Annotated in this window: 23 protein-coding genes and 2 pseudogenes; 7 read left to right on the plus strand and 18 right to left on the minus strand. The window is 45.7% G+C overall.

Features of this window, described 5'->3' with window-relative positions; translation table 11 throughout:
• Window positions 1-83: 83 nt before the first annotated feature.
• From LH51_RS11295 to pseB, 14 genes are all read right to left on the minus strand, one after another.
• Window positions 84-560 carry a hypothetical protein gene (locus tag LH51_RS11295; protein ID WP_144244259.1) on the minus strand — a complete coding sequence of 159 codons (477 nt, stop codon included), beginning with the start codon at window positions 558-560 and terminating at the stop codon, window positions 84-86.
• Window positions 521-1129 (minus strand): hypothetical protein, encoded by a 609-nt coding sequence (locus tag LH51_RS11300; RefSeq protein WP_036522266.1) that lies wholly within the window; start codon window positions 1127-1129, stop codon window positions 521-523. The genes LH51_RS11295 and LH51_RS11300 overlap by 40 nt, the downstream gene beginning before the upstream one ends.
• Before the next feature lie 38 nt (window positions 1130-1167).
• Entirely contained in the window at window positions 1168-2052 is an 885-nt protein-coding gene (locus LH51_RS11305; RefSeq protein WP_036522267.1) for a class I SAM-dependent methyltransferase, read from the minus strand.
• Between the two features lie 56 nt (window positions 2053-2108).
• Complete coding sequence (locus tag LH51_RS11310) at window positions 2109-2831, minus strand: SDR family NAD(P)-dependent oxidoreductase (protein WP_036522269.1); 723 nt, start codon at window positions 2829-2831, stop codon at window positions 2109-2111.
• Window positions 2828-4090, minus strand: a complete 1263-nt coding sequence (locus LH51_RS11315) for an ANL family adenylate-forming protein (protein ID WP_052063709.1) — start codon at window positions 4088-4090, stop codon at window positions 2828-2830. Before LH51_RS11315 ends, LH51_RS11310 begins: the two co-directional genes overlap by 4 nt.
• Window positions 4080-4331, minus strand: a complete 252-nt coding sequence (locus tag LH51_RS11320; protein WP_036522270.1) for an acyl carrier protein — start codon at window positions 4329-4331, stop codon at window positions 4080-4082. Before LH51_RS11320 ends, LH51_RS11315 begins: the two co-directional genes overlap by 11 nt.
• A gap of 15 nt (window positions 4332-4346) precedes the next feature.
• Window positions 4347-4928 (minus strand): UDP-4-amino-4,6-dideoxy-N-acetyl-beta-L-altrosamine N-acetyltransferase, encoded by a 582-nt coding sequence (gene pseH / locus LH51_RS11325; protein WP_036522271.1) that lies wholly within the window; start codon window positions 4926-4928, stop codon window positions 4347-4349.
• Complete coding sequence (locus LH51_RS11330; RefSeq protein WP_036522273.1) at window positions 4929-5597, minus strand: PIG-L deacetylase family protein; 669 nt, start codon at window positions 5595-5597, stop codon at window positions 4929-4931.
• Window positions 5594-6193 (minus strand): hypothetical protein, encoded by a 600-nt coding sequence (locus tag LH51_RS11335; protein ID WP_200881975.1) that lies wholly within the window; start codon window positions 6191-6193, stop codon window positions 5594-5596. Before LH51_RS11335 ends, LH51_RS11330 begins: the two co-directional genes overlap by 4 nt.
• A 100-nt stretch (window positions 6194-6293) precedes the next feature.
• Window positions 6294-7367 (minus strand): pseudaminic acid synthase, encoded by a 1074-nt coding sequence (pseI, locus tag LH51_RS11340; protein WP_036522275.1) that lies wholly within the window; start codon window positions 7365-7367, stop codon window positions 6294-6296.
• The gene (pseG, locus tag LH51_RS11345; RefSeq protein ID WP_081960786.1) at window positions 7364-8320 is read right to left on the minus strand and encodes a UDP-2,4-diacetamido-2,4,6-trideoxy-beta-L-altropyranose hydrolase; all 957 of its coding nucleotides are present in this window, start codon (window positions 8318-8320) and stop codon (window positions 7364-7366) included. Before pseG ends, pseI begins: the two co-directional genes overlap by 4 nt.
• Window positions 8321-8594: 274 nt before the next feature.
• Window positions 8595-9155 carry a pseudaminic acid cytidylyltransferase gene (pseF, locus tag LH51_RS11350; RefSeq protein WP_235263684.1) on the minus strand — a complete coding sequence of 187 codons (561 nt, stop codon included), beginning with the start codon at window positions 9153-9155 and terminating at the stop codon, window positions 8595-8597.
• Between the two features lie 10 nt (window positions 9156-9165).
• On the minus strand, window positions 9166-10344 hold the full coding sequence (gene pseC, locus LH51_RS11355; RefSeq protein WP_327124847.1) for a UDP-4-amino-4,6-dideoxy-N-acetyl-beta-L-altrosamine transaminase: 1179 nt from the start codon (window positions 10342-10344) through the stop codon (window positions 9166-9168).
• Window positions 10337-11341, minus strand: a complete 1005-nt coding sequence (pseB, locus tag LH51_RS11360; protein ID WP_036522276.1) for a UDP-N-acetylglucosamine 4,6-dehydratase (inverting) — start codon at window positions 11339-11341, stop codon at window positions 10337-10339. Before pseB ends, pseC begins: the two co-directional genes overlap by 8 nt.
• 471 nt (window positions 11342-11812) lie before the next feature.
• Here pseB and LH51_RS11370 point away from each other — a divergent pair, with 471 nt between their 5' ends.
• Window positions 11813-12505: a hypothetical protein gene (locus tag LH51_RS11370; protein ID WP_036522279.1), complete on the plus strand. Its 693-nt coding sequence runs from the start codon at window positions 11813-11815 to the stop codon at window positions 12503-12505.
• 500 nt (window positions 12506-13005) lie between these two features.
• Entirely contained in the window at window positions 13006-13518 is a 513-nt protein-coding gene (locus LH51_RS11375; RefSeq protein WP_036522280.1) for a GNAT family N-acetyltransferase, read from the plus strand.
• Between the two features lie 88 nt (window positions 13519-13606).
• Here LH51_RS11375 and fliW read toward each other — a convergent pair whose 3' ends face one another.
• Genes fliW through epmB form a run of 3 tightly spaced genes read right to left on the minus strand, consistent with a single transcriptional unit; the run spans window position 13607 to window position 15701 of the window.
• The gene (gene fliW / locus LH51_RS11380) at window positions 13607-14062 is read right to left on the minus strand and encodes a flagellar assembly protein FliW (RefSeq protein ID WP_036522281.1); all 456 of its coding nucleotides are present in this window, start codon (window positions 14060-14062) and stop codon (window positions 13607-13609) included.
• A 51-nt stretch (window positions 14063-14113) separates the two neighbouring features.
• Window positions 14114-14665, minus strand: coding sequence for a hypothetical protein (locus LH51_RS11385; protein ID WP_036522283.1), 552 nt, complete (start codon window positions 14663-14665; stop codon window positions 14114-14116).
• 4 nt (window positions 14666-14669) lie between these two features.
• Window positions 14670-15701, minus strand: a complete 1032-nt coding sequence (epmB, locus tag LH51_RS11390; protein ID WP_036522284.1) for an EF-P beta-lysylation protein EpmB — start codon at window positions 15699-15701, stop codon at window positions 14670-14672.
• A gap of 105 nt (window positions 15702-15806) precedes the next feature.
• Between epmB and efp the strand changes: the two are divergent.
• Together efp and epmA are read left to right on the plus strand one after the other, a co-directional pair.
• Window positions 15807-16369: pseudogene (gene efp / locus LH51_RS11395) on the plus strand (elongation factor P).
• Window positions 16369-17337, plus strand: coding sequence for an EF-P lysine aminoacylase EpmA (gene epmA, locus LH51_RS11400; protein WP_036522286.1), 969 nt, complete (start codon window positions 16369-16371; stop codon window positions 17335-17337). The pseudogene efp and the gene epmA overlap by 1 nt, the downstream one beginning before the upstream one ends.
• 26 nt (window positions 17338-17363) lie before the next feature.
• On the opposite strand, the gene LH51_RS11405 is transcribed toward epmA, so the two are convergent.
• On the minus strand, window positions 17364-18518 hold the full coding sequence (locus tag LH51_RS11405; RefSeq protein WP_036522288.1) for a MalY/PatB family protein: 1155 nt from the start codon (window positions 18516-18518) through the stop codon (window positions 17364-17366).
• Window positions 18519-18728: 210 nt separating this feature from the next.
• On the opposite strand from LH51_RS11405, the pseudogene LH51_RS11410 reads away from it, so the two are divergent.
• The 3 genes and pseudogenes from LH51_RS11410 (at window position 18729) to LH51_RS11420 (ending at window position 21151) form a co-directional block, all read left to right on the plus strand.
• Window positions 18729-20265, plus strand: a pseudogene (locus LH51_RS11410) (2-isopropylmalate synthase).
• Window positions 20265-20687, plus strand: coding sequence for a hypothetical protein (locus LH51_RS11415; RefSeq protein WP_144244260.1), 423 nt, complete (start codon window positions 20265-20267; stop codon window positions 20685-20687). The pseudogene LH51_RS11410 and the gene LH51_RS11415 overlap by 1 nt, the downstream one beginning before the upstream one ends.
• On the plus strand, window positions 20684-21151 hold the full coding sequence (locus tag LH51_RS11420; RefSeq protein ID WP_036522290.1) for a hypothetical protein: 468 nt from the start codon (window positions 20684-20686) through the stop codon (window positions 21149-21151). Before LH51_RS11415 ends, LH51_RS11420 begins: the two co-directional genes overlap by 4 nt.
• Window positions 21152-21371 lie beyond the last annotated feature (220 nt).

Consider the following 21371-nt stretch of genomic DNA (forward strand, 5'->3'; position numbering starts at 1 on the left):
AGTAATGTTGTTTGGTTGGCAGATTTAATTGAATATGTTTTATTAGATTCATTGAGCACTATCAATGAAAAATATAATTGAGACTAAATGTCATTTATATCGTAATATTCAGTTATTCCATTTTCATTTAAAAGACTTTGCTTGCTGCAATTGTAAATAGTAATCCCTTTGCTATGAAGTGAATTAGTAACTCTCTGTATTCCAGTAATCATTTCATTAGTAAAAAAATCTATTTTTTCGGGCTCATATTGCTTTGTTCCTATGGGGTGATAATCATTTGTAAAATATTTTTTGTCATTTTTGTAATTTAGATCTATTCCGATTAAATAGATAGGGTTGCATCTCATATAACCAGCAAATTGAAGCATGATAGAAGCCACTGTATGACTTGTTTCTGCGCCATTAATTAAAATATCATCAATTTCCAAATTTGTATTTTTGGTTCTATAGCATGCTGGGAAGAATGTTGGTTTTATAGGAGTCTTCATTTTATCTATGGAATTGCTTAGGTGGGCTGGCGCTAGTATTTCACAATTAAGACTTGATATTTTATCCTCCAAGTGTAAACCGAGAATTGGTCTAATAAAAAATAATAATCAATATCAATATTTTGCTTTGATGAGAGAATGCCATTGCATCCGAACTTTATTAGATTTTTATTTTTTAAATTACTAATTATTTCAGGTTCAAATGATGGCCCATTTCCTATAATTAAGGCTGGGTTGTTGGTGTGTTTGTAAAATAAAGCATCAATATTCTTGGTGGATTTAAAATCATTTTGCATAAAAGTACTTAGGTGTGCCATGTTAGGAAGAGTATATATTTTTCCTTTATATTGCTTTTCCTTTAGTACTTTTAATTGCTGCTCTTGATTTGATAATGAAGAGAGGATGATAGCATCTATATTTGAGGATTCATCAATATCAATTACTTTTTTTCCATATAGTTCTTTTTCAATGGGTCTTGTGGCTATATAGCAATCAGGATAGCCATCCATTATCTCATCAATTAATCTTGCTGGACAGTTAACACCAAATATTCCTATGCTACCTGTTTTTGGTATTTTATCAATTATGGGGGTGCATTTTTGGATATATTCATTTTTACTTTTAATGAAGAAGTTGTTCATTTTTAAATAGTTTCTTTGTTTTTGTATATTTTTACTGGTTATAGTTCTTTATATTTGCTTGCAATTATTTTGTTTTCTATTCTTAAGCAAGGTATGCCGAGTAGAGAAGGATACACGGATAGTGCGTCTTCACTGTAATAGTTTCCTTCAATTTTTTCAAGTGGCGTTTTATATATTGGACAGGCAAATATTTCAGCAGAATTATTGATGTCAGAGTTTTTCTCTATTATTGTTATTCCAGTAGGGTTGAGCGGGTTTGTTGAAATAGGAAACAGTTCATGTTTGATTACGTTATATCCGAGTTCGTAACAAGTTTCCTTGATGTTTCTACAATAACCATGCTTGTTCATTCGTTCCTTTGCATTTGCATTTGATAAATCATAGGCAGGTTCAAGTAAAATTAGATATTTTCTTGCAACTCGATATAATTCTTGAATTATTATTTTTTCACTTCCTCGGTTTGGTTCTATTGAGTGAGATGTGTAAACTATATCTATAGAGTTATCTAGAAAAGGTATGGAGTTAAGATTGGCTGTACATAGCTTTATATTATTTTTGTTCATTTTTTCTAGATAGTCTTTAGCATACTTTATTCTAGACCAGCTTAAATCAAACCCGTAGTATTTAATGTTGCTGTCGTTTATCAATTCAGCTAGTGTTGTAGCTTCACCAACACCCGCTTCCATTATGGTTTTAGGTTTGTAGAGATTATTTATGGTGTCTGATAGTATTTTCACATATTCTTTTTTTAAATTTCTGTATGTGCTATCTTCCATGCTTTTGATATAACTTCCAGTTTGTATGTCATATGCTATTTCTATTATTTCAGTTGTATTTTCTTGTTTTTTTTGTATATTCTTCAGATATTCTGAAATATTTATTCCGGCTTTATAGAGATTTTTTAATTCTTTTATTGATTTCATTACTATCTCTTTTTAAGCTACTCTGTAGCTTTTATGTAATATTGGTAAAAGTAAATTCAGGCAGTGCTGCCAGCATCTATGGTTATATTTGTGCCCGTAATACTTGATGATTTTTCACTAAGTAAGTACATTATTGAACTAGCAACATCTTCTGTGGATGCAAGGCGGCCAAGTGGGCTACGTCTGAGGATGGATTGTTTCTTTTCTCTTTGAAGTTCATTAGTCATATCTGTTTCCATGTAACCTGGTGAAATTGTATTTACTGTAATGCCTACTTTCCCTACTTCTCTGGAGAGTGATTTAGTGAATCCAGTTAGTGCGGATTTAGTGGCCGCGTATACAGATAGTCCATTGAATCCGGTCGAAGCAATTATTGAAGAAATGTTTATAATACGCCCCTGTTGATTTATAAGCATGGGACGTAACAAGTATTTTGTTAAAAGTATTGGTGCTTCTATGTTAACGCGAATTAGTTGGCTTATGTCTTTTTCATGTAGAGTTGCAAGTACACCATCATAACCAATAGCTGCATTATTGACTAAACCCCAAGGGCGCCCATGATTTTTGGATATGCTGGTGGCTAATTTATGAATCCCAGACAGGTCATTAAAATCATAGGCCTCAAATATAAGGTGCTCTGGGTATTGATCTTGTAATTGTTCGAGTGCTTCAGATTTAGCTCTGCCAATAGCTATGACTTTATATTCACTTTTGAGAGCCTGTCGAGTTACCTCTAAACCTAATCCCCGAGTGGCTCCTGTTATTACTACTATTTTCATGGATTTTTTCTATCCTTTTTTCCTGCTGAGGTAAGGTTTAAGTTATCCACAAAGCGTAGTGATATTGGACGCTGCCAAGGTGTTAAGTGTTCTTGACAGTGCTGCATAACCAGTTGGCGCAGGCTTTGAGAGTCAGCCTCTCTTGATATGACTATATCTGCTGCCACCAACTGCCCCATCATACTGCTGGATTTACCATATACACATGCTTCAAGAATGCCGGGAACTTGTCGTATACAGGCTTCGACATATTCCGGGCTAACTTTGTTCCCACCGACATTAATAGCACCTGATGCTCGCCCTAGAAAAATGACACGATCTCCTCTGATCTCAACTAGATCCTCTGTATCGAGATAGCCATCTTCAGTTAATCTTTCCTGAAGGAAGTTTCCTTGCGCTAGGGTGGAGGGCTTGATAAGTAGATGCTGATTGTTATTGATCTTTATATCAACACCACTGGCTGTATTTTTAATCCAGCAAGCAGGAAAACCTGCTTGCTGATCTTTAACACTAAATCCTGCACCAGCTTCTGTTGAGGCATAAACATGGACTATCCTAGCCTCTGAGAAATTTGCAGCTAGAACATCTAGAATAGTTTGATCTACTATCTCTCCTCCTAATGTTATTTGCTGCAAGTTAAGGCTTTTTATACGACTATCCATTAGAAGTTTTCGCCATAAAGAAGGTGTGGCCGATAAAGCGTTTACTCTGGCAGACAGCCATGATTGTATTTGGTCAGCAAAGCAGGATGATGCAGGTATGGCGAGCTGTGAACCACCTAATAAGGCTTGTAAAATGACTTGTAAGCCTGCAAAGCGATAGGTGTCATATGCAAGTCCCCAAATAAGCTTTTGCCCCTGAGTTCTATTTAACAGGGTTTTCTGGGTAAGGCTTTCAAAACTGTGCTCAATGAGCTTAGGTGTACCGGTTGTCCCTGAGGTGGCCAATAACCAACGCGTTTCAGAAGGTCTTTGAATAGTCTGGTTTTTGTTAAGTATTAACGAAGCAGGATATGATAAAGTTGCCGGTTTTAGCTGTATTGAATCTACCTGTCCATCAAAAGCCAATAGCGCTATGATAAAATTCAGGGGTGACAAGCCTTCTAGTATTAAATGCTTTTGAGGCGTTATTTCAGAGTTGTATAGTCTATCCTTAGCTTTCTCGAGTAGCTGATTGACAGTCAGTACCTGCCCTTCGTCAATAATACAAGGCTGGTGTGCTGGGAGTTTCTGCAGAGCCGTTACAAAGCTATTGATCATTCGTGGCGTACTGCTCATATATACCTACAAATTCTTTCAATGTACGTGGATAAACTGGCTCTTCCATCATACTGAAAGGATCAACACCTGTTTCTTCTTCGAGCCGAGCTACCAGTACAGCGAAGCCCATTGAGTCCATCCCTGTTTCAAGAAGAACGGTATCATCATCCAGATTGTCAACCAGTGTACCACCGAACATCAGAGTGATTTCCTGCATCAGCGATAGTATTTTTTCTTTCATCCAATCTGTCTCTACTCAATAGTCAAAGGTTATATTTTCACTTGCCAAACGGATGCTGGTAGGCAATTTGGCAATCACAGCTTCTCGATTTTTTTTCCAATCCGTTGCTTCATATTGGAATTTTCTAAGCTGAATTAATTCTCCATTTTTGCTGAATGCTATAGGTGCTTTTTCTTGATACTCAAAGAAAATATGCATGCGTATAGGTTGTTCATTATGGTCTAATATCTCGGCAGTCAAGGTTTTTTGTTGCAAGATATCAAAGGCATAGTCAAGTGCTGCTATTTCTAGAATTAAACCACTACCTGGCCATATGTCTTCCTCACCAAGATAACAACCCCAGTTAAGTCTTTCTGAGCCAATGTAATCAAAATACAGCATTCCAACAGGTCTGAGGTTTTGGAAAAAAACCAGATAACGTTTGGTGTCAATCTGTTGTAAGTTTTTAAACCACTGCTGTTGCTCGTCATGGCTTATGGGCTGACTGTTCAGCATGTTTTTACGAATTCTGGGCTTATTTCGCCATAGACGAACGGTTTCAAGCAAGCTTGTATCAAGGGGGCAAAAGAGGCTGTGAGGTGCTTTAACAGGAGGCATTTAACATAGCTCCCGTTCAACCATAAATGCTTCAGCCGCACTCATGCCAACCTGGTTACCCCGGACTTGCGCTTTGAGGGTAATTGCCTCTTCTGAGCGGGTATGTGGCCAAGGCCGTAACTCTTTACTGTAAAAATCCAGGGCTCGTTTTTTTTGTGCTAGTACCGCACTTATATCAACAAAGCGTTGTGGACGAAAGGGTACATCGATTTGTGAAGCCCATTCGGTGCTACTGGCCACTTCAAAGCAGTAAATTTTCTTTACACTGCTTTCTGGCTGAGGACGGCAGGCGGTCATAACGGCTTGATAAGTTAGGCGGTGATCTATATTCAAATCACCACCAAAATGCGTATAAATCGTATCTGGCTGAAGGGGTTGAATAATAGACTCAAGTTTTTGGGTAATGTGCAGTAAAGGCAAACTATCCATGGCGTTGTCAGGAAAACCTAAAAAGTGTAGTGATTGAGCGCCGAGTACCTCGCCAGCTTGATGAGCCATTCGCTCTCTTGCAGAAGCTTCACTTGTGCTTGATGGACGTGAAGTTTCACCGTCTGCCATAAATACGATATGCACCCTATCTCCTGCAAGAGTATGCTTGACTAGTGTGCCACCACAACCAAGCACTTCGTCATCAGGGTGGGCTGCTACGACAAGAATGCAAGCCATCATTCGTTTCCTTCTTCAATGAAGTGAGCTTGAGCCGTGAGTACTCCCGAGCTATTTATTTTCGCTTGGGAAAGTTCAATGCGCCTTTCTTGGCAGCGAACAAAAGCTTTTGGGTAGCCTTCTGCATCTAGCATACGAATAAAATCATAAGTAGCTAGCTTGCTTAGTCCTGAGGGGAGCTCACTTTGTTCTGGATTACGGCGTTTGAAGTATACGACTTCACCTTTTTGGGCAACGGGTTGCACATCTTCTGTCAGAATTTTCTCTATGAGTTTGTATACCAGTGGTGCTGCACGTTCAAATATATCTTGCGCACTACCTGCTAGGCTTAACGTCTCCTGGGCATAAGTTGGCCCAGCATCTAACTCTGGCGTCATCTTCAGGGCCGTTAGCTGTGTGTCCTGATGTCCTTTTAAAATCAGGTTCTGCAGCGGGCTGCCTCCTCGACCATAGGGCAACGCGGTCATATGGAAGCATATGCAGGTGAAACACTGCAAAATTTCGTTTGGAACCACCCAGTTCCAATGTGGAAAAAAAACTTTGGTTGGCTGTAAAGCTTGCAAGTTAGGGAGTGTTAACTCTTCTGGTTCGGTCCACAAGTGCCACTCTCCTGGTAAATAAGGGGAGCATTCCTTGAAAGCCTTATGGTTCCATCGTCTTGTTGAGACAACCAAATATTTAATAGTGTTCATTTGTAGGTCAGATCAACAGTTCCCAGCTCAAAGGGGTACCCTTTGCCGCATTCTTTTTTATACTTTTGCCCAGAAACTGTTTCAGGTATTTGGGTGGTAAGCCTAAACCAGGTCGGACAGCCCTTAGGTTTTGTTCAGTCAGGATGTCACCAACTTGCATATCTTTAGCAATGTACAAAGAGCGGCGGTGCTTGCGTGACGTGAATTCTTCTGGTGTTGGGCCATAGTGAACCATTCCCAGGGCATCCTTGGCTTTTCGGCACTCTTCTACTAGTTGATGAAATTCGTTTGGTTCCATCGAAAACTCTGCATCCACCCCGCCTTCACTACGATCCAGTACAAAGTGTTTTTCGATGACTGTCGCTCCCAGAGCAACGCTGGCTACAGCCACACCCAGTCCGTTAGTGTGATCTGATAGACCGACTTGGCAGTGAAATAATTCAGCAAGATGCGGTAGAGTTTTTAGGTTGGCATCTACAGGGTTAGCAGGATAGCTACTGGTGCATTTGAGCAGGATAAGGTCTTTGCAACCGTGTTGGCGAAGAACTTCAACAGACTCTGTCAGTTCACTCAGTGTAGCCATGCCTGTAGAGATGATTATGGGTTTGCCAGTGCGTGCTACAGCTTCAAGCAAGGGGTGATCAGTATTTTCAAAAGATGCGATTTTGTAACAGGGCACGTCCAGACTTTCGAGATATTCCAGTGCGGTTAAATCAAACGGAGTGCTGAAAGCCAGCATATTGTGCTGTTTGGCCCGTTCAAAAATTATCTTATGCCAGCCCCAGGGAGTCGCGGCTTTTTGATACAAATCGTGAAGGGAATATCCGTGCCATAAATTGCCTGGATCGTCAATGAAGAATTCTCGGTTATGTACATCCAGCGTCATGGTGTCAGCAGTATAGGTTTGTAGCTTGATTGCATCGGCACCAGACTTGGCTGCTGCATCAACCATGGCCAGGGCTTTATCGAGTGACTGGTCGTGATTCCCAGACAATTCGGCGATTATCAGTGGCGGAGTATCCAGACCAATAATCTTGTTGCCTAATTGAATGTAGCTGGGTGCTGTCGAGCCTTTGTTCATGTGTTGCGTTTCTCTAATTGATTCAAAAGATGCTTTACTACAGCTTGGCTCCCTCCTGTAATTGGAACCTGTTTCAGGGCATTGTAGCTTATTTCATTTAGTAGCCTAGCATTAGCCAATACATTTTTTAACGCCTGAAGTAGTCGCTCTATGGTGATTTGACATGCATCACCCAGCCAGATACAAGCGCCCAGTTCAGCTAAATGCTCTGTAGTAGGGCGTTGGTTTTCTGCAACAGTTACAATGAGCCCAGGTAATCCCATAATACAGCGTTCCCAGTGGGTACTGCCACCCGCGCCAAGCATGACTTTAGCTCTGCTCATCAGTTTGGCCATTTGTTGGCTTTGGATATGCAACTCAGAACCAGGTAAGCTGGATATCGCTTCGGAAATTTTGTGCTTATCCGGATGGTTGTAGCCAATGACAACATCTACAGGCGGACAACTCTTATGGTTTAATTGTAACTGCTGCAATGCCTGTACAGCTTTCAAAGTGAGATGCCAGGGATCGCTTCCTCCAAAAAAAATCAATAGATGTTGGCGTTCTCGCTCTGGTTGCTGACAATAGAACTCCTCTCGCAACAGTGCATAGTCTGGACCTAATAAGCAGACACATTTAGCATTCACTTTTCCTTGGTAACGATATTGCAAACCCGGCAGCAAATTTTGATCTAACAGCGTTTCACAATCCTGGTGGCGATTGGCCAGGTCGTCTATCACCATCCTATGCTGAAAATAAGGCTTGAGGCTTTGGGTATACAGGCTGCCAAGACCATAGTGGTCAACAATCAATACCTCTGCGGGGATGCCGGATTTTAATAACAGTTCTTTCGTATCATCGGCATCTTCTTTTTCAGTGCATCCCAGCCAAGAGGTATAGCCTTGCAACGTTAATGCCTCACTGAATTTTGCAAGCTTGGGAAGTTGCAGAACGCTGAAACCTTGCTGTTCTATGAAGCAATCAAATTGCCTGGGTGGGGGCGGGAGATAAACTCAACGTTAATATTATTTTGTTGCAATGCTTTGGCTAAAGTCAGGCAACGCATTACATGACCTGACCCTATAAGATCAGATGCATCTGTGCGTATTTGGACTTTCATTTAGCTAGAATAAAATACAGTGAATAAACGTTCTGCCCTGTCCCAGTCTTCCAGTGTGTCAATGTCCTGCACTCGCCAGCGTGGCAGTATGTACATCTCAGAGTCTTCACTAAATACGCTGTTCCCGTTCATCCAGGCGGCTTTTCGGCCCAATAGAACTGTCCTGCATCATGGAAGGCTTCTTCCAGATCCTGAGAGCGTTTTCCGATATGTTCTGGAAACATAGGATAGCATCCTCCATTTTCAGTTTTTATAATGGCGCGCTGAACTGGAAAGGGAAAGCTGGTGGTCGAAAAAACAAAGGCTGAATTACCCCTATTGAGTTGATCAAGTGACTTTTGTAGATCAGTAGGTTGTATGAAAGGTGCTGTGGCATAAATACAGCATATATTTTTCAACTTATAATCAGAATCCAGCATCCATTGCACAGTATGACGAATAACGGCAGTGGTTCCTGTGTAGTTATCAGCCAATGCAGTTGGGCGCATAAAAGGGACAGTAGCGCCATAGTCTCTTGCGACGGCCGCAATCTCTTCATCATCAGTGCTGACCACAATCAAATCGAAGCAACGGCTTTTTTGTGCGGCTTCGATAGACCAGGCCAGCATAGGTTTGCCACAGAAATGTTTGATGTTCTTACGCGGAATACGCGTACTGCCACCACGGGCAGGAATCACGGCTATATTCATAAAAACTATTTTAGCTAGAGTACCTTTGGATTGCTGCGCCCAGGGTTTTAACAACCTTGTTTTGCATGTTAGGCGTAAGTCCTGGGTGCAGTGGTAGACTGAGTGCTTGGCTGTAATATTCTTCGGCTTTAGGAAAGTCGTTTACTTTAAAACCCAGGTTTTGGTAGTAGGGCTGTAGGTGAACTGGAATGTAGTGCAGGTTTACACCAATGTTTTCATCGCGCATGGCTGTAAATATTTGACGATGCCCATCTTGGTTTATTTTGGCAGACAGGCGAATGATATAGAGGTGCCAGGCACTATTTGTGTCTTGATGTTGCATCAGTGATGTTAGCGGCAGACCGATCAGCATCTCATCATATAGTCTTGCCAATTCAGAGCGAATAAAAACATACTCATCAAGCCTTTTAAGTTGAGATAAGCCCAAGGCGGCATGCAAATCACTCATCCGGTAATTAAAACCAAGATCCTGCTGCTGGTAATACCATGGACCATCAGGTTTATGCGTCATTCGCTCTACATCCCGGGTAATTCCATGACTGCGTAGCCGTAGCATTTTGTCTGCTATGGCTGGATTTTGCGTAGTGGCGACTCCTCCTTCTGCGGTAGTGATTAACTTCACTGGATGAAAGCTGAAAACAGTGATGTCACTATATCGACAGTTGCCCACAGGCTTCTGACGATATTTTGCGCCGATGGCGTGGGATGCATCTTCTATGATATGAAAGCCAAAGCGTTCTGATAGTGCTTTGATTTTATCCATCTCACAGGGTTGGCCACCGAGATGAACCGGAACCACAATCTTGGGTAGTCTGCCTACTCTCTCCGCCTGGATCAGCTTGCTTTCTAATGCAATAGGACACAGATTTCCCGTATTGGTGTTGATATCAACAAAATCAATTTGTGCACCACAATATAAAGCACAATTCGCAGAGGCAACGAATGTAATAGGAGATGTCCAGAGCCATTGGCCTTGCTTTAAGCCTAAGGCAAGGCAGGCCAAATGTAACGCAGATGTCGCACTATTTACAGCGACAGCATGTTCGACATGACAGTAGTTTGCAATGGCCTGTTCAAACGCTGCGGTTGTGGGCCCTTGAGTGATGAAGTCAGACTGTAAAACCTTCACAACTGCTTCGATATCTGCGTCAGTGATATCCTGCCGTCCATAAGGAATCATATCATTCATTTTGACATAACTCGTTGTAATGAAGGATCTCCTCTAAAGACAGAAAGTAAGGGTTGGCTCCTGAATTATATTCAAATCCTTGAGGTACCTCTGTGCCTTTCTCATCAAGTTCGTTGGGCGAAAAATGATTGCTACGGGAGTTGTAGCGGATCGTAGGACGAATAACATAATGATCGTCAAACTCAAGGGTCAAATGGGAATCATCACTCGGGCACATGATCTCATGTAGTTTCTCACCCGGCCTGATACCAATGGTTTTTAGTGGCGTTCCGGGAGCGAGTGCTTCAGCTAGATCAGTAATTCGTATAGACGGTATTTTAGGAACGAAAATCTCACCACCATGCATACGCTGAAAATTCTTGAGCACAAAGTCTACGCCCTGTTGCAGGGTGATCCAAAAACGAGTCATGCGTGGGTCGGTTATGGGTAGGTGATCAGTTTGCTGTTCCAATAGTTTTTTGAAGTAGGGGACCACGGATCCCCTAGAACCAACTACGTTACCGTAGCGTACGACTGAAAACTGGGTTTTTAGTTTGCCAGCCATATTATTAGCGGCCACAAAAAGCTTGTCAGATGCTAGTTTGGTGGCGCCGTATAAATTGACAGGGTTGGCAGCCTTGTCTGTAGACAGTGCGATGACTTTGTCAACATTGTTAGCCAGTGCTGACTGTATAACGTTTTCAGCACCATAAATATTTGTTTTGATGCATTCTGTTGGATTATATTCCGCTGCAGGTACCTGCTTGAGTGCGGCAGCATGGATGACATAATCTATGTCCCTCATTGCCTGAGTCAACCGTTCACGATCTCTGACATCTCCAATAAAATAACGCATGCATTTTTGATCGAATACCTGCTGCATCTCATACTGCTTCAATTCGTCGCGCGAATAGATAACGAGACGTCTCGGGGCATGTCTTTGTAAAATTGTTTTAACGAATTGGTGTCCAAAGGACCCAGTCCCACCTGTGATCAGGATAGATTTGTTATCAAACATGCATAAGAAGTCTTTTGTTAATGAGTTTCAGACACGCTACCGCCCGGAGGTGTGCATATCCTCAGCAGCGAGTTGCGTTTAATTTTATTATCATCCTATGTGATATCGGCTGATATGTGGAGTGTTTTAGAGTATAAAGTTATGATTTTACATGGTAGATCAGAATCTGTTGAGCTACATGTCGATGTTTATCATCTCAGACTGGCCGAACCCCAGAATTTAGCTCCACTTATAACTGGAAAATCCGGCATGATAATTCGTGAGATCACCCACATCTGGCTGCACTCCGGCTATTGGCGAAGTCTATGTCCGACGAAAACAGCCACAGCCAGCGACGGATTTTTCCAGCTCTGGCTGGACCAGATGCAGGGTTAGGGTCACAATGCTTGTAGGTCTTGCATTGTCTGGTATATAACATGCTGTACTTATAACAACTTGACCATACAGCAGATATTGAATTGGGTTAAAGGCATGAATGTACAGCAGCATATTGACATGATGAAAGACTACAAAAGCAGCTTCATGAAAGATGGTTACGCCCTTATAAAAAATGTATTCACAGCCGAAGAAATCGAGCACTTCAGGATGTTGGCATACAACATAAGGTTTGATCAGGGCGATCTGTTGGCGAGCAAGCATTTAAGCATGTTGGTTTACGATAAAAGAATAACAAATATTGCAAAAGCAATCATCGGTAATGAAATTTTCTATTTCGGAGACAGTACCTGTAATTTCAATGGACCAATAACAAACTACCATAAGGATAATGCAGATAGGTACAACCAAGATGGGCCGGACTGGAAAAAAGAAGAATATTCAGTTATCCGAATTGGAATATACTTGCAAGATCACAAGAGTCATTCGCAAGGGTTGAGCATCAGAAGTGGGTCACACTTGTTTCCCGATTTTACATCAGGAACACCGATCTACATGGACAGTGAAGTTGGTGATGTTGTCGTTTGGTCTTTGAAAACAACACACATGGGCATGACAGATGCCACAAAAGACAATAAAACACCACTTTCAAGAAATCATGATCTGGATGCAACAAAAGTCCTGCCACCTCCAGAGTGCGACAGGATCGCCATATTTATAAGTTATGGTAATAACTCTCCTGAAACCATCAGGTTTATGGACTACTTGCGTACACGGTTTATGCCATAAACAGATGGGATCATTCTATAATCGACCCTCATATCAAATTGACAATCAGCGAATCTGATGTTCAGCTTATCGATATTCATGAAAGAGTGTTAAAGCAAGGTCAACAATTTGTAAATGTGGATCACAAGCCTATCCCAGCAGATTTTAGTTTCAATGACTATTTCGAACTAGATCTTTGAGTGCGTGAGATGATATCGCATGCCGTCAAAACGTAAGCGCCAATCCAACCACTCCCTATACCAACTGACTCTGGCTCGGTAAATTTCCAACTTTCAATTCTGGGAGGATTACATGAGAAAACACTGCACCAGAGCCAATTGGTTGTTATTGCTTGACGAGTCTGAGCAGAGCCATCTGAAACAAGCCGAATTCTGTACCCGGAGTGGATTAAATGCCGAGTACTTTAGTCTGCGTCTGTCTATACGAGCAGTTCAGGATTTAGCCCGCAACTGTTTGTATCTATGGGATAGGTTGGTTACTTCAATAGAAGGTTATGTATTATGCAATTCCGTCAGATTCAACCGCAGGAAGCTCCCGAACTTTTCGCATTGATTGATACCAATCGCGATTATTTGCGCCAGTGGCTGCCTTGGTTGGACGAACACCGCTCGGTTGAGGATACCGGTCGCTTCATCCGCAATATTACTCAGCACTTTGAGCAGCAACACGCCTTCCATGTGGGGTTGTACAGTGATGAGCAGATATTAGGAATGATGAGCATTCATCATCTAGACTGGCGTAATCGTAAAGCGGCACTGGGCTATTGGATAGGAGAGGCCTTTCAGGGTGAGGGCCGGGTAACCGAAGCCTGCAAAACACTGATAAATTTTTGCTTTGACGATTTGAATCTTAACCGCCTGGAGATGCACTGTGCTGAGCACAATATTGCCAGTCGTAAAATACCTGAGCGATTAGGTTTTGAGCTTGAGGGTGTGATGCGTGAGGCTGAATGGCTCTACGACCATTGGGTCGATCATGCCTTATACGCTATTTTGCGTAAAAGTTTTCCTTGAATGCTGGTTGTTTCTGTAGCGCTTTCTTTTTGTGCTGATGAGTAGGTTTGGCACAGCCCGGATTACTACCAGGCTGTGCCTGTAAGGATCAATCCACCGCACGAATCAAAGTAACCCGTTCAACGCGTGGCAATGAAACCTGCACGGCTTTTCTTGAGCGTATATTGATCACCACAGGGCCGGTCAGGTTAGCACGGATACTGGTATCTGAAGGCACGGATTCAATGTCGGCAGTATCCTGAGATCCACTTTTAGACAGAACCAGTACCACCGCCAGTTCGTCATTTTCCTGCAGGCCAATCAGTGCTGACTGCTCAGCTGTGAGGCTAAACTCGTAACCCAGGTTCAGCAGTTGCGGTTCCATCACTGAGAAGCACAGTTTAGAATCATCAACGGATTGCAGCCAGTGAACTGTGGGTTTGCCCTCTTCATGAAACACTTTGAACTGTGTGTTGCTTTCAAAACCAGGGATGCCCTGAGGGAAGGTAATCAGGTCATCGTCGTTGATTTCCTGAGTGCCGAATAGGGCGGTATTTATTTGCATGGATAGATCCTTGTTGTTGTGTGTTCTTGGTATTTTCAGCGCCTGTCGGGGTTAGCCACAACTATTCTGTCGATCACTACCCGGCAATAGTGCAATACGGTCAGCCTCATAAAACTCAACCATACCATCCATATAGATCAGTTCCACACCTTCAATTTCGAAACAGTGAAGGTTGTGGTTTTGCCAGAGTTGTTCCCAGTAACGACTGCCGCTGGCCTGGCCTGGCGCGAAGGGGCCGGCAACGCGCAGCCAGGTGTTTGGGTCGCCAGAGCGCTTGGATGGAACAATACGACCATTATGATCGTAGGCGGTCGTTTTGAACATTACATATTCTACGGTCAGGTCTGTGCCGTTGATAAAATCGATGTAAGCGCCCACATCGCCCCTGGCTTTAGGTTCTTCAGGAATCATCTGGCTGATCAGCAGGGCAGGTTTGGGAAGTGGCGGAGGCGGTGGTACTTCAGCAACGGGTTCTGGCTCGGGTGTTTTTTTAAAGCTGAAGCTTCCGCAGGCAGTCAGAAACAAGGTGGCTGTTAATAATAGGCACGTACGTAGCATTAAAGACTGAATGGGGCGGTTGCGAAAGGCAGTGGCGGCTTTCATGGAGTCACTCCGGGTGATTTCTTGTGTTGTAACTGGGTATCAACAACGTTTTTGATGCTTTGCCGGGAATTTCGACAGCAAGTCTGGGCATTAGATAGCCAGGCAGTTCGGCCTGAAGATGCGCGGCCAGATCTTTAGCCTGAGTTTCTGATAGGTCGAAATGCGCTGCACCCGCTACAGGGTCAAATAAGAACAGATAATAAGGCAATATGCCAGCGGCGAAAAGGGTTTTGCTGAGTGTTTTTTGTACAGCAACACTATCATTGACTCCTTTTAACAGCACGCTTTGGTTTAATAGGGGAATATTATGCTGTGTAATCAAGCGGCTAGCGTGTTTTACCTCGGCATCTATTTCGTTGGCGTGATTGATATGCAGTACGACAAGGCTTTGCAGTCGTGTCTCTGAAAGTGCGCTGAGTAACGCGGGCGTGATGCGTGAGGGTATAACCACCGGCAGGCGTGTATGGATGCGTAAGCGTTCCAGGTGCGGAATTTTTTCCAGGTCATGAATCATGCGCTGCAGTCGCACATCCGGTGTGGCCAGTGGGTCACCACCGGAGAAGATTACTTCATCGACTTCCGGATGTTGATGCAAATATGCGAGTATCTGTTGCCACTGTGCTTTACCTAGCTGATTTTCCTGGTAGGCAAAGTGGCGCCGAAAGCAGTAACGGCAGTTGATGGCGCAGGCTCCACTGAGCACCAATAATACCCGATGAGTGTATTTGTGGATTAAGCCAGGCAGAGGGTTGGCCTGCTGTTCAGCCAGTGGGTCCTGAGTGTAACCGGGCTGGTGTTGTGTTTCCTGGAGTTGTGGCAACACCTGTAACAGTAGCGGATCCAGCGGATTGCCTTTTTTGATACGCTGCAGGTAAGGGTGTGGGACTTTTAAACTAAATAACGCATCACCTTGTCGGGCACCCTCAAGCAGATCAGCAGGTAGCTCAAGGCAAGATAGAAGCTCTGCCGGGTCAGTTACGGCATCACGCAGTTCATCTTGCCAGCTGCGAACCTGGGTGAAGGGGATTTGATTCATGTGTCTCCGGTGATGATTATTTGCACGGCAAAATTGGCCTGCATTCTCGTTTGAAGTAGAATGCGTGTCAATTTAATCAATACAGCTTCTTTCAAGGAAACTCCAATGGCTAACTATTCTGCGAATCAGTTCAAAAACGGTCTTAAAGTAATGCTGGATGGCGATCCTTGTAACATGCTGGATGTCGAGTTTGTTAAGCCGGGTAAGGGCCAGGCGTTTACCCGGGTAAAACTGCGCAACCTGATCACGGGTCGGGTGTGGGAGCGTACCTTTAAGTCCAATGAATCCATTGAAGGCGCCGATGTCATGGATACGGATATGGAGTATCTCTACGGTGACGGTGAGATGTGGCATTTTATGGACCGAATACCTTTGAGCAGGTGGCGGCTGATAAGAATGCGGTGGGTGATTCGGCCAAATGGCTGAAAGAGCAGGATAAGATTACCGTCACTTTGTGGAACAATAACCCTATCGCTGTAAGTCCGCCTAACTTTGTGGAGCTGGAAGTGATTGAAACTGATCCGGGGCTGAAGGGTGACACTGCACAGGGTGGCTCGAAACCCGCTACACTGAGTACCGGTGCGGTTGTGCGTGTACCTCTGTTTATTGAGATAGGTGAAGTGCTGCGTATCGATACCCGCTCCGGCGAATATGTCAGCCGTGCCTGATGTCTGTATCTGACTGGCAGCCCTCGGCACCGCTGGAAAACCTGCGTCAACGCGCAGCACTTCTGGCGCAACTGCGGGCCTTCTTTGCCCAGCGCGATGTGATGGAAGTAGATACACAGATTTTGTCACATTGCGCTGTCAGCGACCCTTTCATTGATTCCATTGTGGCGCAGTACCAAGCCGTGCCGGGTGGTCCTTCACAGTCAGTGTATCTGCAAACCTCGCCGGAATATGCGATGAAGCGTTTGCTGGCAGCGGGCAGTGGTGCGATTTATCAGTTGGGTAAGGTGTTTCGTAACGGTGAATCGGGTCGGCGTCATAACCCCGAATTTACACTGTTAGAGTGGTATCGGCCGGGCTTTGGTCTGTCGCAATTGATGGATGAAGTTGAAACTCTGGTGGCGGCGGTACTGCCGCATAAAACCTGGCGACGTATTGCTTATCGGGATCTGTTTATGCAAACGCTGAGGCTGGACCCGTTTCTGGCTGATGTGGCCAGCCTGCGTGATTTTTGCCGTCAGCATATTGAGGCGGCGTTTGAAGATGATGACCGTGATACCTGGCTGAACCTGCTCATGTCGCATCTGATCGAACCGCAGTTACAGGGCGCTGTGTTTGTGCACAGCTATCCACCGACTCAGGCGGCATTGGCAAAGGTTTGTACCCTGGCGGATGGCTCGCGTGTGGCTGAGCGTTTTGAACTCTATGTGGATGGACTGGAGCTGGCAAACGGCTACCATGAACTGGCCGATGCTCAGGAACAGGCTGTGCGTTTACAGGCTGATCAACAGCAGCGTCATCGTTTGGCCTTGCCCGAGCGCCCTTTGGAAACACGCTTGATTCAGGCACTGGAGCAAGGGTTGCCGGACTGCAGTGGTGTGGCGTTAGGTGTGGATCGCTTGTTGATGTGTCAGCTGGATGCTCAGACTATTGCCGAGGTGTTGCCCTTCAGCTTTGAGCGGGCATAGCTGCTGGACTGTCTGCAACGGCCAATTCAGGCTGGCAGATGATTCAATAGTCCACGTCGAATCCGCTTAACCGCTTCTTCAAGGAGTGTTCGAGGACAGCCAAAATTCAGGCGCATAAAGTCCTCATCACCAAAGTCACGTCCTGGCGACATGCCTACGCCTGCCTGTTCAAAAAAGCGCATGGGGTTTTCCAGGTGGGCGGCACTAATATCTATCCAGGCCAGATAGGTGGCTTCAATGGGTTTCAGGGTTAGGCCGGGGATGGCGTTGATCGACTCCACCAGATAATCACGGTTAGCACGTAAATAGTTTAGCTGTGATTGATTCCAGGCATCGCCATCACGAAATGCGGCCAGCGCAGCGGTATAACCCAGCAGGTTAACGTCCGGAACGATACCCTTGCGGGCACGCTGGAAGTCGCGTCGGAGTTGGGGGTTTTGAATCACCGCGAAGGAACAGCCCAGCCCGGCAATATTAAAGGTTTTACTCGGTGCCATCAGCGTGATGGTGCGTTGGGCAATCTCATCTCCCAGGCTGGCCAGTGGAATATGCTGCAGCCCTGGCTCCAGTACCAGGTCACAGTGAATTTCGTCTGAGCAAATGATCAGTTGGTGTCGCAATACGATGTCAGCCAGTTGCAGCAATTCTTCACGGCGGTAGACCGTGCCGCCTGGATTGTGTGGGTTGCAGAACAATAGCAAGCGCGTATCCGGCGTAATCGACGCTTCAAGTGCTTCTAAATCCAGAAGGTAGCGCTGGCCTTCAAGGCGCATCGGGACTTTGATCAGTTGTCGGTCAGATAGGTGCGGCGAAGTCATAAAGGGTGGATAAATAGGGCAGGGCGAGATTACCCCGCTGCCGGATTCACCGGTTGCGCGACAGGCCAGGTGTAGGCCGGTAACCAGTCCGGGTAGCCACTCCAGATCGTCAGCACAGACGCGCCAGTTATATAGGCGCTCCAGGCGCCCTTGCACCTGTTCGATCAGTTCAGCGGGTGTATTGGTGTAGCCGAAAATGCCATGGTCGATGCGCTGGTGCAGGGCGTTAAGCACGGCGGGTGGTGCCATGAAGTCAGTATCCGCCACCCACATCGGCAGCACGCTGGTGTCACGATAGCGTTCCCACTTCTGGCTGGCAGTATGTCGGCGGTCGATTAGACGGTCAAAATCAGTGGGACTCATGGGGTTATCCTTATAAAATAGCCGTATTCAAATGCCTGTTGAGATTGATCTTTCTGGCCTGTCTAAAGAGTGTAGCCCTGTCGTTATAGCCAATCAATGCTAATGAGTTTCCCGAATGATTAGCCGTTCAAGCCTATTAGGGTTTAAAATAGCTATATGCTAATGCGCACTTATTGTATTGCGAGTCCTGAACAGTGTTGGAGTCTTTGAATGAGCCAGAATAACGTAATTATTTTTGATACCACCCTGCGCGATGGTGAACAAAGCCCCGGCGCTCCATGACCCGTGATGAGAAGCTACGTATTGCTCGGCAGTTGGAAAAAATGCGTGTTGACGTGATTGAAGCCGGTTTTGCCATTGCTAGTCAGGGTGATTTCGAGGCGGTGAAAGCCATTGCAGATACGATCAAGGACAGTACTGTGTGTTCTTTGTCGCGTGCCCTGAATGCGGATATCGATCGCGCGGGTGAGGCTCTGGTGAATGCTAATTCTGGTCGGATACATACCTTTATAGCGACCTCGCCAATTCACATGAAGTACAAGCTGCAGATGCAGCCGGATCAGGTGGTTGAGCATGCGGTGCGTGCAGTCAAACGTGCTCGGAATCTGGTTGCCGATGTGGAATTTTCGCTCGAAGATGCCAGCCGTTCTGAGCTGGATTTTATGTGCCGTATTATCGAAGCGGTGATAGAGGCCGGAGCGCGTACGATTAATATTCCGGATACCGTGGGTTATGCGGTGCCGCAGGAATTTGGCCATACCATCGGTCAGTTGCTGGCGCGTATTCCGAATGCGGATAAAGCCATTTTCTCAGTGCATTGTCATAATGATTTGGGGTTGGCTGTGGCCAATTCACTGGCTGCGGTGGCTGCCGGTGCACGCCAGGTTGAGTGTACCGTGAATGGTCTGGGTGAGCGTGCCGGTAACGCATCGCTTGAAGAGATCGTTATGGCGCTGCGTACTCGTAAAGATATTATGGGGCTGGAAACGCGTATTGATACCACGCAAATTGTGCCGGCCTCACGCCTGGTATCGAGCATCACCGGTTTTCCGGTGCAGCCAAACAAGGCGATCGTTGGCGCCAATGCTTTTGCGCATGAGTCCGGGATTCATCAGGATGGCGTACTCAAACACCGCGAAACTTACGAAATCATGACGGCGGAAAGTGTTGGCTGGAATACCAATCGTATGGTGTTGGGTAAACTGTCTGGGCGTAATGCCTTCCGTACCCGTATGGAAGAGTTGGGCACCAGCTTTATTTCCGATGCCGAACTGAATGATGCCTTTGCGCGCTTCAAGGATCTGGCCGATAAGAAAAGTGACATCTTTGATGATGACCTGATTGCGCTGGTGAGCGATGCCCGTGCCAGCGCTGGTCATGAGAAGTTTCGCCTCAGCAGCCTGAATGTCACCTCACAAACGGGTGAAATTCCTGTGGCTGAGGTGGTGCTGTCGGTAGAGGGTACAGAGCACCGCGCAAAATCCGAGGGCAGTGGTCCGGTAGATGCAGCACTGAAGGCGATTGAGAGCATAGTGAATATCGGTGCTAATCTGCAACTCTATTCGGTTAATGCCATTACCAGCGGTACCGACTCTCAGGGCGAGGTGACTGTGCGTCTGGAGAAAGGCGGGCGTATCGTTAATGGATTGGGGCTGATACAGATATTATTACCGCCTCGGCCAAGGCCTATATCCACGCACTGAATATGCTCGATGCGAATCTGCAAAAAGCCCATCCGCAGGTTTGATGATGCCGCAGCCAAGTGATTTGCAAGCGGTAAACCTGCAGCAAGACTACCTGCATGCGATGGGAATCTGTCGTTGGTTGCCGCGTGAGCCCCTGGCCCATGCGCCGGTGTCGGCTGAGTGGGTGGATGGCTTTGTCTGGCCTCAGCCGGATCTATCCAGTCCACGTGAATCGGCAGCGACTAAAACTGCAATGCCTGGAGTGGGGCCATCTGATGCGGCATCTATTCTGTCGTCTACAGCCCCGTCTGTAGCAACACCTCAGCATTCAGCTGATACTGTGGCATCACGCCAGCATGCCCTGGCTGCACTGCAAATGGATGATGTTAAGGTAAGTGCCACTCCAGCCGCTAAGGCCAGTGTTGAATCAGCACCGCCGGTTGAGGCACCTGAGGTTGCGAGGCGCCTCTGTCTGAGCGGATGAAAAAACCGCAGTTCTCCCTGTCTTTCACACCTGCGGGTGACCTGTTGGTGGTGGATAGCTTGCCACCCCATGCCCGAGAGGCTGTTGGCCCTGAATATCAGCGCTTGCTGGCGGCGTTGTGCCGTGCGATGGGGGCTGAGGTGCAGTTAGATGCCATGCGTTTACATCACTGGCCGATGTTTGCCTCTTCCTCTCTCAATCAGGGTGGCGATGAAGCGCAGCGGGCGGTGCGCAGGCAGCTGGATGTGATGCTGAAAAAACACCCGGCACGCCGGGTGCTGTTGCTCGGTGAGCCAGCGGCGCAGTGGTTGCTTGAGCAGGATCATTCATTAGAGGATATGCGCGGTTTAACCTTTACCCTCAGAGCGGGCGTGTCAGCCGTGACCAGTTACAGTCTGATGCATATGCTCAAGCTGCCTGAGTTCAAAGCCGACTGCTGGCGCGATCTGCAACCGTTGTTATGAAGGTTCATTTGCTCACACCAGCCTGGCTGGAGCAGGCGCGAGCACTGGAACAACGTTGTTTTGCTGATGCCTGGTCTGAGTCGCTCTGGCAGTTATATTTGCCGCATGCCTGTAGTTACCTGCTGTGTGATGACGATTCTTCCAACTGCTGGGCTTTGCTTTGTGTCAGCGGGTGCTGGATGAGGCTGAGCTGCTGCGCATTGCCGTTGTGCTGAATGTC

The organism is Nitrincola sp. A-D6 (genome assembly GCF_000764495.1).
Classification (GTDB): domain Bacteria; phylum Pseudomonadota; class Gammaproteobacteria; order Pseudomonadales; family Balneatricaceae; genus Nitrincola.

Coding starts and splice junctions, on each gene's coding strand:
- LH51_RS11300 (WP_036522266.1), bottom strand. CDS start 1,129: ATGAACAACTTCTTCATTAAAAGTAAAAATGAATATATCCAAAAATGC.
- LH51_RS11305 (WP_036522267.1), bottom strand. CDS start 2,052: ATGAAATCAATAAAAGAATTAAAAAATCTCTATAAAGCCGGAATAAAT.
- LH51_RS11310 (WP_036522269.1), bottom strand. CDS start 2,831: ATGAAAATAGTAGTAATAACAGGAGCCACTCGGGGATTAGGTTTAGAG.
- LH51_RS11315 (WP_052063709.1), bottom strand. CDS start 4,090: ATGATCAATAGCTTTGTAACGGCTCTGCAGAAACTCCCAGCACACCAG.
- LH51_RS11320 (WP_036522270.1), bottom strand. CDS start 4,331: ATGAAAGAAAAAATACTATCGCTGATGCAGGAAATCACTCTGATGTTC.
- pseH (WP_036522271.1), bottom strand. CDS start 4,928: ATGCCTCCTGTTAAAGCACCTCACAGCCTCTTTTGCCCCCTTGATACA.
- LH51_RS11330 (WP_036522273.1), bottom strand. CDS start 5,597: ATGATGGCTTGCATTCTTGTCGTAGCAGCCCACCCTGATGACGAAGTG.
- pseI (WP_036522275.1), bottom strand. CDS start 7,367: ATGAACAAAGGCTCGACAGCACCCAGCTACATTCAATTAGGCAACAAG.
- pseF (WP_235263684.1), bottom strand. CDS start 9,155: ATGAATATAGCCGTGATTCCTGCCCGTGGTGGCAGTACGCGTATTCCG.
- pseC (WP_327124847.1), bottom strand. CDS start 10,344: ATGAATGATATGATTCCTTATGGACGGCAGGATATCACTGACGCAGAT.
- pseB (WP_036522276.1), bottom strand. CDS start 11,341: ATGTTTGATAACAAATCTATCCTGATCACAGGTGGGACTGGGTCCTTT.
- LH51_RS11370 (WP_036522279.1), top strand. CDS start 11,813: ATGAATGTACAGCAGCATATTGACATGATGAAAGACTACAAAAGCAGC.
- LH51_RS11375 (WP_036522280.1), top strand. CDS start 13,006: ATGCAATTCCGTCAGATTCAACCGCAGGAAGCTCCCGAACTTTTCGCA.
- fliW (WP_036522281.1), bottom strand. CDS start 14,062: ATGCAAATAAATACCGCCCTATTCGGCACTCAGGAAATCAACGACGAT.
- LH51_RS11385 (WP_036522283.1), bottom strand. CDS start 14,665: ATGAAAGCCGCCACTGCCTTTCGCAACCGCCCCATTCAGTCTTTAATG.
- epmB (WP_036522284.1), bottom strand. CDS start 15,701: ATGAATCAAATCCCCTTCACCCAGGTTCGCAGCTGGCAAGATGAACTG.
- epmA (WP_036522286.1), top strand. CDS start 16,369: ATGTCTGTATCTGACTGGCAGCCCTCGGCACCGCTGGAAAACCTGCGT.
- LH51_RS11405 (WP_036522288.1), bottom strand. CDS start 18,518: ATGAGTCCCACTGATTTTGACCGTCTAATCGACCGCCGACATACTGCC.
- LH51_RS11415 (WP_144244260.1), top strand. CDS start 20,265: ATGATGCCGCAGCCAAGTGATTTGCAAGCGGTAAACCTGCAGCAAGAC.
- LH51_RS11420 (WP_036522290.1), top strand. CDS start 20,684: ATGAAAAAACCGCAGTTCTCCCTGTCTTTCACACCTGCGGGTGACCTG.